At 72.2% G+C, this 12,540-nt stretch carries 8 protein-coding genes and 2 pseudogenes; 3 read left to right on the top strand and 7 right to left on the bottom strand.

The window, feature by feature from the left end; genetic code table 11:
* The 6 genes and pseudogenes from ACR80Q_RS18040 to ACR80Q_RS18015 all read right to left on the bottom strand — a co-directional run.
* Positions 1-217 (bottom strand): annotated as a pseudogene (locus ACR80Q_RS18040) (ABC transporter ATP-binding protein); the annotation flags it as partial.
* Positions 214-1,295, bottom strand: a pseudogene (locus tag ACR80Q_RS18035) (ABC transporter ATP-binding protein). The pseudogenes ACR80Q_RS18040 and ACR80Q_RS18035, both read right to left, overlap by 4 nt.
* Positions 1,296-1,431: 136 nt before the next feature.
* Positions 1,432-2,424 carry a branched-chain amino acid ABC transporter permease gene (locus ACR80Q_RS18030; protein ID WP_435379042.1) on the bottom strand — a complete coding sequence of 331 codons (993 nt, stop codon included), beginning with the start codon at positions 2,422-2,424 and terminating at the stop codon, positions 1,432-1,434.
* Positions 2,425-2,437: 13 nt separating this feature from the next.
* Positions 2,438-3,790, bottom strand: a complete 1,353-nt coding sequence (locus ACR80Q_RS18025) for an ABC transporter permease subunit (RefSeq protein WP_435379041.1) — start codon at positions 3,788-3,790, stop codon at positions 2,438-2,440.
* Between the two features lie 187 nt (positions 3,791-3,977).
* Positions 3,978-4,790 carry a DUF554 family protein gene (locus ACR80Q_RS18020; protein WP_435379040.1) on the bottom strand — a complete coding sequence of 271 codons (813 nt, stop codon included), beginning with the start codon at positions 4,788-4,790 and terminating at the stop codon, positions 3,978-3,980.
* 7 nt (positions 4,791-4,797) lie between these two features.
* On the bottom strand, positions 4,798-5,250 hold the full coding sequence (locus ACR80Q_RS18015; RefSeq protein ID WP_435379039.1) for a hotdog fold thioesterase: 453 nt from the start codon (positions 5,248-5,250) through the stop codon (positions 4,798-4,800).
* Between the two features lie 23 nt (positions 5,251-5,273).
* Here ACR80Q_RS18015 and ACR80Q_RS18010 point away from each other — a divergent pair, with 23 nt between their 5' ends.
* Positions 5,274-8,165: a DNA polymerase I gene (locus tag ACR80Q_RS18010; RefSeq protein WP_435379038.1), complete on the top strand. Its 2,892-nt coding sequence runs from the start codon at positions 5,274-5,276 to the stop codon at positions 8,163-8,165.
* A gap of 57 nt (positions 8,166-8,222) precedes the next feature.
* Here the strand turns inward: ACR80Q_RS18010 and ACR80Q_RS18005 are convergent, their stop codons facing one another.
* Positions 8,223-9,125: a class I SAM-dependent methyltransferase gene (locus tag ACR80Q_RS18005; protein ID WP_435379037.1), complete on the bottom strand. Its 903-nt coding sequence runs from the start codon at positions 9,123-9,125 to the stop codon at positions 8,223-8,225.
* 173 nt (positions 9,126-9,298) lie between these two features.
* Between ACR80Q_RS18005 and rpsA the strand changes: the two genes are divergently transcribed.
* Both rpsA and coaE read left to right on the top strand, forming a co-directional pair.
* Positions 9,299-10,831 carry a 30S ribosomal protein S1 gene (gene rpsA, locus ACR80Q_RS18000; RefSeq protein ID WP_435379036.1) on the top strand — a complete coding sequence of 511 codons (1,533 nt, stop codon included), beginning with the start codon at positions 9,299-9,301 and terminating at the stop codon, positions 10,829-10,831.
* A gap of 103 nt (positions 10,832-10,934) precedes the next feature.
* The gene (coaE, locus tag ACR80Q_RS17995; RefSeq protein ID WP_435379035.1) at positions 10,935-12,293 is read left to right on the top strand and encodes a dephospho-CoA kinase; all 1,359 of its coding nucleotides are present in this window, start codon (positions 10,935-10,937) and stop codon (positions 12,291-12,293) included.
* Positions 12,294-12,540 lie beyond the last annotated feature (247 nt).

Genomic DNA, 12,540 nt, shown 5'->3' with positions numbered 1-12,540 from the left:
TGCCGGCCCCGTTGGGACCGATGATGCCGACGAGCTCGCCCGGTGCGGCGTACAGGTCCGTGCCGTTGAGGATGTTGACCCCGGGCAGGTAGCCCGCGACCAGCTCGTCGACCCGCAGGACCGCGTTCTCGGCGCCGCGCAGGTGGTCGTCACGCCCGATGACCGTCGACCCGCCGGTCGGGGCGGTCGCACCGGTGGTGGTGGGGGACTCGGTCATGACTTGTCGACCTCCGTCGGTCCGGTACGGCCGGTGGTGCCGGCTGCGTCCGCGTCCGTGCTGTGCGTGTAGTGGTGGCCCGGGTCGATCTCCTCCAGCGGCGCGGCGTCCAGCGACGCGTCGTGGTGCCCACCCAGGTAGGCGTCGATGACGGCGGGGTCCGCCATGACCGACTCCGGCGGCCCCTCGGCCACGATCTTGCCCTGGGCCATCACGATCACCCAGTCGGAGATGTCGCGGACCATGTCCATGTCGTGCTCGACGAAGAGCACGGTCATGCCCTGCTCGCGCAGGTCCTTGACGTGGCCGAGCAGGGACTGCGTCAGGGCGGGGTTCACCCCGGCCATCGGCTCGTCGAGCATGACCATCTGCGGCTTGCTCATGAGCGCGCGCGCCATCTCGAGCAGCTTGCGCTGACCGCCGGACAGCGAGCCGGCGAAGTCCTGCCGCTTGGCGTCGAGCTTGAACCGCTTGAGCAGCTCGTCCGCGCGCTCGGTGATCTCGCGCTCCTCGCCGGCCCACAGCGGCTTGAAGAGGGCGGCGAGCATGCCCTCCCCGCGCTGCTTCTGCGAGCCCAGCCGCATGTTCTCGATCACCGTGAGGCGCGACAGGGCCTTGGTGAGCTGGAACGTGCGGACCATGCCCTTGCGGGCGACCTTGTGGGCGGCGAGCTTCGAGAACTTCTGCCCGTCGAAGGTCCACACGCCCTCGTCCGGGGAGTCGAAACCGGTGAGGAGGTTGAACNGTTCTCGATCACCGTGAGGCGCGACAGGGCCTTGGTGAGCTGGAACGTGCGGACCATGCCCTTGCGGGCGACCTTGTGGGCGGCGAGCTTCGAGAACTTCTGCCCGTCGAAGGTCCACACGCCCTCGTCCGGGGAGTCGAAACCGGTGAGGAGGTTGAACAGCGTGGTCTTGCCCGCCCCGTTGGGGCCGATGAGCGCGGTGATGGCATTGCGCTGGATCTCGACGTGCTCGACGTCGACGGCCGTGAGGCCGCCGAAGCGCCGGACGACGTTGTCGGCCACGAGGATCGGGTCCGGCTTCTTCGCCCCGGGGACCCGGGGCACGTCGAGCAGGGCCGCGGTGGCCCGGTCGCGGTAGGCGGTGCCGGCCCCGACCTGGTCGACCGCCACCGTCGAGCCGGTCCCGGCGGCGTCCTCGTCCTGCGGGACAGCGGTGCTGCCCGAGCGCTCCGGGCCTGTGTTCGTCTGGTCAGCGGGCATCGAGCACCAGCTCCCTCCGGTCGCCGAGAATTCCCTGTGGGCGGTAGGTCATGAGCAGCATGAGCGCCAGCCCCACCAGGATGAAACGCATCTGACCGACCTGCACGCCGTCCATGAGCCAGGTCGGGATGTAACCGGCGCCGACGGCGCCGCGCAGGACCGTGTCCGTGAGCGACAGCGTCACCCAGAGGATGACCGCACCCAGCACCGGTCCCATGACCCGGGCCGCGCCACCGAGCAGCAGGGCCGTGTAGGCCAGGAACGTCAGCTGGGTGGCGTAGTTGTCGGGCTGGACCGACCCGCGCGACAGGCTCAGCACGATGCCGGCCAGGGCGCCGATGACGCCACCCAGGACCAGCGCCTGCATCTTGTAGGCGAAGATGTTCTTGCCGAGGCTGCGGACCGCGTCCTCGTCCTCGCGGATGCCCTTGAGCACCCGGCCCCAGGGGCTGCGGACCAGGAGCCAGGTCACCAGCAGCGACAGCGCGATGAGCGCGACGCCGACCACCCGGATCCACAGGCCCCGCTCGCTGTACTCCCACGGGCCGAAGCCGTAGGTCCCCTCGGGGAACGGGTTCATGGCGTAGAACTCGCGCGCCATGCCGTTGATGCCGTTCGAGCCGCCCGTGTAGGTGTCGAACGTGCTCGAGCGCACCACGAAGCGGAAGATCTCCGCCGTCGCGATGGTGGCGATGGCCAGGTAGTCCGCCCGCAGCCGCAGCGTGGGGATACCCAGCAGCAGCGCGAGGACGGTGGCCGCGACCACCGCGACCAGCACACCCAGGAACAGCGGTGCGTCGAAGTAGGTCACGGTGATGCCGACGCCGTAGGCGCCCATGGCCACGAACGCCGCCTGGCCGAAGTTCAGCAGGCCCGTGTAGCCGAAGTGCATGTTGAGCCCGATGGCGGCCAGGCAGAAGACGATCGTGTCGATGCCGAGGATGTTCGCCAGGGCCGTGTTGAGGATGCTCCCGAAGTCCATGTCAGTCCCTTCCTCAGCCGACTCGCTGGCTTCGCCCGAGCAGGCCCTGTGGCCTGACGAGCAGGATGATGATCAGCACGGCGAGCGCACCGACGTTCTTGAGCTCGGCCGGGATGATCAGCGTGCTCAGCTCGATCAGCAGGCCGACGATGACCGCGCCCAGCATGGCGCCGAACGCCGTGCCGAGACCGCCCAGCACGACCGCCGCGAAGATGAGCAGCAGGATCTGGAAGCCCAGCAGGAAGTTCATGCCCTGGGTCAGGCCGAACAGGACACCGGACAGGCCGGCGAGCGCGGTGCCGACGATCCACACGATGCGGATGACGCCGTCGACGTCGATGCCGCTGGCGGCGGCGAGCGCCGGGTTGTCCGACACCGCCCGGGTCGCCTTGCCGGTCTTGGTGTAGAGCAAGGAGAACGCGAAGGCCAGCAGGACGATCACCGACAGCACCATGCTGAAGATGTGCGACGGCGGGATGGTGACCGAGCCGATCGGGATGCCCGCCTGCCCGCTGAAGTCGCGGTAGAAGACCGTCTGCCCGCCGAACAGGTAGAGCATCCCGTAGCGCAGGAAGAAGCTCAGACCGATCGAGAAGATCATCATCGCGATCAGACCAACCTGCTTCTTGCGCAGCGACCTCCAGATGAACGTCTCCTGGAACCAGCCGAACGCACCTGCGAGCAGCACCGTCAACGGGGCGGCCACCAGCAGGGGCAGCCCGGCGACGACGTGCAGCCCGTACGCGGTGAGCGCGCCGAAGGTGACGAGCTCGCCGTGGGCGAAGTTGGTCAGGCCCGTGGTGCCGAACACCAGCGACAGGCCGATCGCGGCGAGCGCGAGGATGAGGCCGAAGCGGAGCCCGGACACGGCGTACTGGGGCGCGAGGCGCCAGGGGATGTCGGCGAAGAAGCCGGCTCCGGGCACGTCGATGAGCGCGTCGCCGTCGCCGAGGCCGGCCTGCAGCCGGAACGCGACGGTGCGAGGGGTGCCTGGTTCGACGGTGGTCGTGAACGGGTTCTCCGCCACGCCGAGGTCGGCGAGCTCCTCCGGGAGCGTCTCCAGGTCCAGCTCGATCTCGTACTCGCCGGTCTGCGCGACCGGGAAGCTCGCGACGCCGCTGTCGTCCGTGGTCCCCTCGCCGACCACCTCGCCCTCGAAGGACACCGTGACGTCGACACCGGCCACGTCCTCGCGGGTCTCGTCGTCACGGACGCGGACGTTGATCGTCTCGCCGTCCTCGGGGGGAGCGCTCGCGGCGAGCACGTCTGGCGGTGGTGCGGTGCTGGTGACCGGCTGCAGCGCTGCGGCGGGGCCGGCGATGGTCAGGGCAAGGATCAGCCCGACGAGCGCGAAAATATGACGCACCCTCGTTCCTCCGTTGGTCGGCAGGGTGTTGCGGCAGGGGCCACCCTCGCTGGGTCTCAGCGGGAGTGACCGCCGAACCCTAGCCACAGAAAGTGCGGGTTGGGACCCCGCGACGCCGAAACGACATCGGAAAGTAACCCGGCGCCCGGAACGTCCTGCTGCGTGCTCACGCTGTGGTCCTGCGACGTCACGTGACGAACGCGCCGACCCCCGCGACCAGCACGGGAGCCACGACCAGGGCCGGCAGGAGGTCCCCGACGGGCACGTCGCGCAGCCGCAGCAGCCGCAGCCCCACCCCCAGGAGGACCAGGCCGCCCGTCGCCGACAGCGCGGCGACCTGGGCGGCGTCCAGCAGGTCGCCGAGCAGGAACCCCACCAGCGTCAGCGTGCCCTGGACCACCGCCACGGACAGCGCGCTGAGCAGCACCCCGGAGCCGAGCGCGGATGCGAACGCCGCGGCCGCCACGCCGTCGAGCAGCGACTTCACGGCCAGCTCGTCGATCCCACGGCCCAGCCCGTCGTTGATCGAGCCGAGCACGGTCAGGGGCCCGACGCAGAACACCAGCGACGCGGTGACGAACCCCTCGACGAACCGGGTGTCGCCGCGGGCGGTCCGGGACCCGGCGTCGGTGCTGCCGTGCGCCTCGGTGTCCCCGTCTGCCTCCGGGGCGGCCCGGCCCCGCAGCAGCACCGCCCGCAGGACGTGCCCCAGCTGCTCCAGCCGGGACTCCACCCGCAGCAGGGCCCCGATGATGCCGCCGAGCAGGGCCGAGCCGATGACCACGAGGGCCGCCCCCGGGCCGACGGCGTCGGTGAGCTCCGGGGAGGTGACGTCGAGGATCGACAGCACGGCGATGGACAGCGTGCCCAGGCCCAGGGCGTCCATCGCGACCAGCCGCACCCGTTCCGGCAGGCGGGAGCCCAGCAGCAGCCCGACGGTGCCGCCGAGCAGCACGGTCAGGACGTTGAGGACCGTCCCGGCACCGATGAACAGCGTCACCGCGCGCTCAGCCGGACGAACCGGGGACCGCGTCCCGGAGCAGGCAGGTGATGCGGGCGGTGCACACCCGTCGCTGCTCGTCGTCGCTCACCACCACCTCGTAGCTGGCCACGGTGCGGCCCAGCTGCAGCGCCGTCGCCACGGCGGTGACCAGGCCGGACCGGGCGGCCCGGTGGTGGGTGGCGTTGATGTCCAGGCCGACCGCGATGCGGCCCTCGCCGGCCGACAGCATGGCGCCGAACGACCCCAGCGTCTCGGCCAGCGCGACGCTCGCGCCGCCGTGCAGCAGGCCGTACGGCTGGGTGTTGCCCGTCACGGGCATGGTCGCGACGAGCCGCTGGGCGGACACCTCGACGAACTGGATCCCCAGGCGCTCGATCAGCGTGCCGGGGACGGCGGCGAGCACGGTGTCCAGCTCGCTGCGGGAGCGGTCGGCCGGGTGGTCTGACGAGTCGGTCACCCCCAGAGCCTAGGGTTGCCGCCGTGGGACGCCTGCTGCTCGTCGACGGTCATTCGCTCGCCTACCGCGCCTTCTACGCCCTCCCGGCCGAGAACTTCTCGACCTCGACGGGGCAGACCACCAACGCGGTCTACGGCTTCACGTCGATGCTGATCAACGTGCTGCGGGACGAGGCGCCGACGCACCTCGCGGTCGCGTTCGACGTGTCCAAGCAGACGTTCCGGCTGGCGGAGTACCCGGAGTACAAGGCCGGCCGCTCGGTGACGCCGCCGGAGTTCCCGGGCCAGATCCCGCTGATCCGCGAGGTCCTGGGCGCGATGGGCGTGAGCATCGTGACCGCCGAGGGCTACGAGGCCGACGACGTCATCTGCACCCTGACCAAGCAGGCGCGGGCGGCCGGGCACGACGTCCTGGTGGTCACGGGGGACCGGGACGCGTTCCAGCTGGTGGACGACCACGTGACGGTGCTCTACCCCGTCCGGGGGGTCTCGGAGCTGACCCGGATGACGCCGGCCGCGGTAGAGGCGAAGTACGGCATCCCGCCCGAGCGCTACCCCGACCTGGCCGCCCTGGTCGGCGAGACCAGCGACAACCTGCCGGGGGTGCCGGGCGTCGGGCCCAAGACCGCGGCCAAGTGGATCACCCAGTACGACGGCCTGGTCGGCGTCGTCGCGGCGGCGGACGCGATCAAGGGCAAGGCGGGGGAGAACCTGCGGGCCCACCTGTCCGACGTGGAGCGCAACCGTCGTCTCAACCGCCTGGTCGACGACCTGCCGCTGGGGGTCGAGGTCGACACCCTGGAGCGGGGGGCGTGGGACCGCGACGCCATCCACACCGTGTTCGACGGCCTGGAGTTCCGGGTCCTGCGCGACCGGCTCTTCGAGACCCTCGACGACGACGAGCCGGAGGTGACGGGCGGCTTCACCATCGACGTGGCCCGCCCGAGCGGTCAGGAGGTGGCGGACTGGACCGCCGCGGTCCCCGCCGGCGCCCGCGTGGGGGCCGAGGTCGTGCTGGCCGCGGACCTCGTCGGTCCCGGCAACCCCACCGCGCCCTCGGCGCTGGACGGGGTCGCGGTCGCGGCGCCCGACGGGTCCGTCGCGGTGCTCGACGTGGCCGACCTGCTGCGCTGGGTCGCCTCGCCCACGGGACCCGAGCTGGTCCTGCACGACGCCAAGCCGCAGCTGCACGCCCTGGCCCGGGCGGCCTGGGCGCGGGGGCTCGCGCAGGTGGCCGAGGACGCCGCCGACGACGACCCCGCGACCACGGGGCAGGGCTCGCCCGACGGGCCGGGCGACGACGGCGCCGAGCACGTGAGCGACGACGGCACGACCGGGGCCCGCGGGCTGGCGTCGGCCATCGCCGGGCTGCCGGCGGGCGACACGTCGCTGGCGGCCTACCTGTGCCGGCCCGACCAGCGCTCCTACGACCTGGCCGACCTGTCCGTGCGCCACCTGGGGCGGACCCTGGTCACGGCCGAGCCGGCCACCGAGGACGTCCCCGTCGAGGAGCAGCTGAGCCTGGGCCTGGACGAGTCGGAGGCCGCCGCGGCCGAGGAGAGCCCCGAGGACCTCGTGCTGGCCGCGCGCGCCCGGCGTGACATGCGGGCCGGGATCCGGGCGTCGGCGGTGGCCGAGCTGGACGCCGTGCTGCTGGCCGAGCTCGAGGAGCGCGAGGGGACGGCCCTGCTCGCCGACCTGGAGCTGCCCCTGGAACGGGTGCTGGTGCGGATGGAGAGCACGGGCATCGCCGTCGACGTCGAGCACCTGGAGGGGCTGCGGGAGCACTACGACGTGCGGGTGTCCGAGGCTGCGCGGCTGGCGTACGCGGAGATCGACGAGCAGATCAACCTCGGCTCGCCCAAGCAGCTGCAGCGGGTGCTCTTCGAGGACCTGGGCATGCCCAAGACGAAGCGGACCAAGACCGGCTACACCACCGACGCCGAGGCGCTGCAGGACCTGTACGCCAGCACCGAGCACCCGTTCCTGCTGCACCTGCTGGAGCACCGCGACGCCATCCGGCTGCGGCAGACGGTGGAGGGGCTGCTGGCGTCGGTGGCCGAGGACCGCAGGATCCGGACCACGTTCCAGCAGACGATCGCGGCGACCGGCCGGCTGTCGTCCACCGACCCGAACCTGCAGAACATCCCGATCCGCACCGAGGAGGGGCGCCGGATCCGCAGCGGCTTCGTGGTCGGCTCCGACGCCGACGGGCCGCTGGAGTGCCTGATGAGCGCCGACTACTCCCAGATCGAGATGCGGATCATGGCGCACCTGTCCGGTGACGAGGGCCTGATCGAGGCGTTCACGGCGGGGGAGGACCTGCACCGGTTCGTGGGCTCGCGCGTGTTCCAGGTCGAGCCGGAGCAGGTCAGCAACGAGATGCGTTCCAAGGTCAAGGCCATGAGCTACGGGCTGGCCTACGGGCTCAGCGCCTTCGGCCTGTCGCGTCAGCTGCGGGTGCCCGTCGACGAGGCCCGAGGCCTGATGGACGAGTACTTCGAACGGTTCGGCGGGGTCCGGGACTACCTGCACAGCGTGGTGGACCAGGCCCGCAAGGACGGCTGGACGGCCACGCTGCTCGGCCGTCGTCGCTACCTGCCGGACCTGACCAGCGACAACCGGCAGCGGCGGGAGATGGCCGAGCGGATGGCCCTCAACGCCCCGATCCAGGGCTCGGCCGCCGACCTGATCAAGGTCGCCATGCTGCGGGTGCAGGACCGGCTCGACTCCGCCGGGCTGCGCTCGCGCATGCTCCTGCAGGTCCACGACGAGCTCGTGCTCGAGGTGGCCCCGGGGGAGCTCGAGCAGGTGAAGGAGCTCGTGGTGGCCGAGATGGCGGGCGCGGCGCAGCTGTCGGTGCCGCTGGAGGTGTCCGTCGGGGTGGGGCGCTCCTGGTTCGACGCCGCCCACTGAGCGGGTGGGGGGCCCGGCCGGGTCCGTCCTGGCGTCCCCCGGCCGCGACCGGGCTGCTCAGCGGACGGTGCAGCTGAGGATGAGCGTCCCCGGGACGTACTCCCCACGCAGCGGCGACCAGCCGCCCCAGACGTCCTCCAGGCCGTCGGGCCACTCCGGCTCGACCGCGTCCTCCAGCACCAGGCCTGCGGCGCGGACGAGCCGCACCCAGTCCCCGACGGTGCGGTGGAACTCGGCGTACTGCAGCCGTCCGTCCTCGTCGTGCTCCACGTAGGGCCGACGGTCGAAGTAGGACATGCCCACCGTGAGGCCGTTCCAGCCCGGGTCGTCGGGCAGGGTCCACCGGAAGGGGTGGCTGGTGCTGCACACCCACCGCCCGCCGGGGCGGACCACCCTCGCCACCTCGGCCAGGACGGCCCCGGCGTCGGCCACGAAGGGCAGCGCGCCGAAGGCCGAGAAGGCCAGGTCGACGCCGTCGTCCGCGAGGGGGATCCGGCCGGCGTCGGCGACCAGCGCCGGGACGGCGTGGTCTCCCGGGCGGGCCCGCATCGCCAGCATCTCCCCGGACAGGTCGAGGGCGACCGGCAGCCCGCCCTGCTCCTGCACCCACCGGCTGCCCTGCGCCGCCCCGGCGCCCACCTCCAGGACCCGGCGCCCCGCCAGCGAACCCGGTGGACCGAGCAGCCGGGCGTCCTCCTCGTCCAGGCCCTCCGGGCACCAGACCAGGCGGGCCGGCAGGTCGGCCGGCGTCGGCGTCCCGGTCGTCCCGGTGGGTGTCGCGGTCGTGCCGGTCGTCGCGGGCCCTCCGTCCCCGGCAGCGGCACCCCGCAACCCGGCCAGGAACCGCCCGTGCTCCTGCTGGTAGGCGGCGGCCTCCGCGTCCCACCAGGCGCGGTTGGCGCGGGTGGCCCGGTCGGGGTGGGCCGTGTGGTCGGTGCTGTCGTCCAGGCCGGCGCTCACCCGCACGAGACTGCCACCGACGGACCCACCGCCGTCACGCCCCCGGGTGCCGGTCCGGGGGGCGCGCGCCGTGGGGGCCGCGTTGCCCTCGGCCAACGGGGTCAGTAGTCTGCTGGCGTGCACGCCCGTGCGCGAGAGATCCCCACTAATCCATCAGCCGGAGCCCCTACTTCATGACCACCACCACGACTGCACCTGCGAGCAGCTCCCGCGTCGCGATCGTAGCGATCAACGACATCGGCAGCGCCGAGGACTTCCTCGCAGCGGTCGACGAGACCATCAAGTACTTCGGGGACGGCGACCTCGTCTCCGGGACCATCGTCAAGGTGGACCGCGACGAGGTCCTCCTCGACATCGGGTACAAGACCGAGGGTGTCATCCCGAGCCGCGAGCTCTCGATCAAGCACGACGTCGACCCCAACGAGGTCGTCAGCGTCGGCGACGAGATCGAGGCCCTGGTCCTCCAGAAGGAGGACAAGGAAGGCCGCCTCATCCTGTCCAAGAAGCGCGCGCAGTACGAGCGTGCCTGGGGCAAGATCGAGACGATCAAGGAAGAGGACGGCGTCGTCTCCGGCACCGTCATCGAGGTCGTCAAGGGTGGGCTCATCCTCGACATCGGCCTGCGTGGCTTCCTCCCCGCCTCCCTCGTCGAGATGCGTCGCGTCCGCGACCTCCAGCCCTACGTGGGCAAGGAGCTCGAGGCCAAGATCATCGAGCTGGACAAGAACCGCAACAACGTGGTCCTGTCCCGCCGTGCCTGGCTCGAGCAGACCCAGTCCGAGGTCCGCACCTCGTTCCTCAAGCAGCTGGCCCGGGGTCAGATCCGTACCGGTGTCGTGTCCTCGACCGTCAACTTCGGCGCGTTCGTGGACCTCGGCGGCGTCGACGGCCTGGTGCACGTCTCCGAGCTGTCCTGGAAGCACATCGACCACCCCACCGAGGTCGTCGAGATCGGCCAGGAGGTCACGGTCGAGGTGCTCGACATCGACATGGAGCGCGAGCGCGTCTCCCTGTCGCTGAAGGCCACCCAGGAAGACCCGTGGCAGCACTTCGCCCGCACGCACGGCCTCGGCCAGGTCGTGCCCGGCAAGGTCACCAAGCTGGTCCCCTTCGGCGCGTTCGTCCGCGTCGAGGACGGCATCGAGGGCCTGGTCCACATCTCCGAGCTGGCCGAGCGCCACGTGGAGATCCCGGAGCAGGTCGTCCAGGTCGGCGACGACATCTTCGTCAAGGTCATCGACGTCGACCTCGAGCGTCGCCGGATCTCGCTGTCGCTCAAGCAGGCCAACGACGGCGGCATCGCCGACGAGTCGGCCGAGTTCGACCCCACGCTCTACGGCATGGCCGCGGAGTACGACGAGCAGGGCAACTACAAGTACCCGGACGGCTTCGACCCCGAGACGGGCGAGTGGCTCCCGGGCTACGAGACCCAGCAGGCCGAGTGGGAGAAGCAGTACGCCGAGGCGCAGAAGCGCTGGGAGGCTCACAAGGAGCAGGTCGTGTCGGCCCAGAAGGCCGAGCTCGAGTCCGCCACCTCGGAGACCCCGGCCAGCACCTCCAGCTCGAGCAGCTCCAGCTCGAGCAGCACCGGCAGCTCGTCCTCCTTCAGCAGTGGTGGCGACGACGACGACTCGCAGTCCGGCGGCGGCACCCTCGCCTCGGACGAGGCGCTCGCCGCGCTGCGCGAGAAGCTCACCGGTCGCTGACAGGCGCCCCGCACCACCCCTGAGCGGCCCTGGCCGCCAGGTCGCACGTCACGGAGGCCCGTCCCCAGCAGGGGGCGGGCCTCCGTCGTGCCACACTCTCGCCGTGCTCAGGGTGGGTCTGACCGGCGGGATCGGTTCCGGCAAGTCGACGGTGGCCCGGCGGCTGGCCGGCCACGGCGCCGTCGTGGTCGACGCCGACCTGCTCGCGCGTGAGGTCGTGGCCCCCGGCAGCGAGGGCCTGGCCGAGGTCGTCGCCGCGTTCGGGGACCGGGTCCTGTCCGACGACGGCAGCCTGGACCGCCCCGCGCTCGGCCGGGTCGTCTTCGGGGACCCCGGCGCCCGGCAGAGGCTGGAGGCGATCACCCACCCGCGCATCCGGGCCCTGACGGAGCAGCGGTTCGCTGGTGCGGCTCCGGACGCGGTGGTCGTGCACGACGTCCCCCTGCTGGTGGAGCTCGGCTACGAGGACCGGTACCACCTGACCGTGGTCGTCCACGCGGACGTCGAGGAGCGGGTACGGAGGCTGGTCGCGGAGCGCGGCAGCACCGAGGCCGAGGCGCGCTCACGCGTCGCCGCGCAGGCGGACGACCCGGCCCGGCGGGCGGCGGCGGACGTCTGGTTGGACAACACGGCCGCCGAGGACGACCTGCTGGTGGCGGTCGACGCGCTGTGGCGGGAACGTCTCGTCCCGTTCGAGGCCAACGTGCGCGCTGGGCGCCGGGTGCCGGCCGGCCGGCTCGTGGAGCTGCTCCCGCCCGACCCGGGCTGGGCGGCGACCGGACGTCGGCTCGTCGCCCGCCTCCGCCGGGTGGCGGGGGAGCGGGCTGTGTCCGTCGAGCACGTGGGCTCCACGGCCGTGCCCGGCCTGGCCGCCAAGGACGTGCTCGACCTGCAGCTGGTGGTGGCCGACCTGTCCACCGCTGACGCGCTGGCCGAGGAGCTGACCGACGCCGGGTTCCCGCCCGTGCCCGGGGTGTGGTCGGACGCGCCGAATCCTGGTGCCGGTGCCGGTGCCGGTGCCGGTGCCGGTGCTGGTGCCGACGCTGGCGGTGCTGGCGGTGCTGGCGGTGCTGGCGGTGCTGGCGGTGCTGGCGGTGCTGGCGGTGACCGAGGTGTCGGGCTCGCAGACGTCGCCGCGGGGCTCGAGGGCGGTGGCGCGGGGCTCGAAGGCGGCGGCACCTGGCAGAAGCGGTTGCACGGCGGTGCCGATCCGGCGCGTCCCGTCCACCTGCACGTCCGGGTGGCCGGTTCGCCGGGGGCGCGGGATGCCCTGCTGTTCCGGGACTGGTTGCGTGCCGACGACGCCGCGAGACGGGAGTACGAGGCCGAGAAGCGACGGGTCGCCCTGCTGAACCCGTTGCGTCCGGACTACTCCGAGGCCAAGGAACCGTGGTTCTCCGACGTCGCCCGGCCGCGGATGCAGGTGTGGGCGGCCGACACCGGGTGGGTCTCGCCCGTCTGACGCCCGGCCGACGGTCGGGGTGCTGCTCCCGGAGCCGCGGTGTCAGCCCGGCCCCTGTCCCGGTGAGCCGCGGCCGGTCGCGGTCCCGCGGGCGGGCGGATGCCGGACGCAGTCGACGCGCTCCACGCCGCCCTCGCAGCGGTCAGCTCTGGCAGAACCCGCTGCCGGAGGTTGTGTCCGGGGTCCTGCCTAGCGTTGCCTCATGTCATCCACCCCGGTTCTCCCGCCCGGTGACCCCGGTGACCCC

This window comes from Aquipuribacter aurantiacus, from assembly GCF_051216895.1.
Lineage (GTDB): Bacteria > Actinomycetota > Actinomycetes > Actinomycetales > JBBAYJ01 > Aquipuribacter.
The sequence above is the reverse complement of the archived record's forward strand: the minus strand, read 5'-3'. Positions and strand labels throughout refer to the sequence as shown.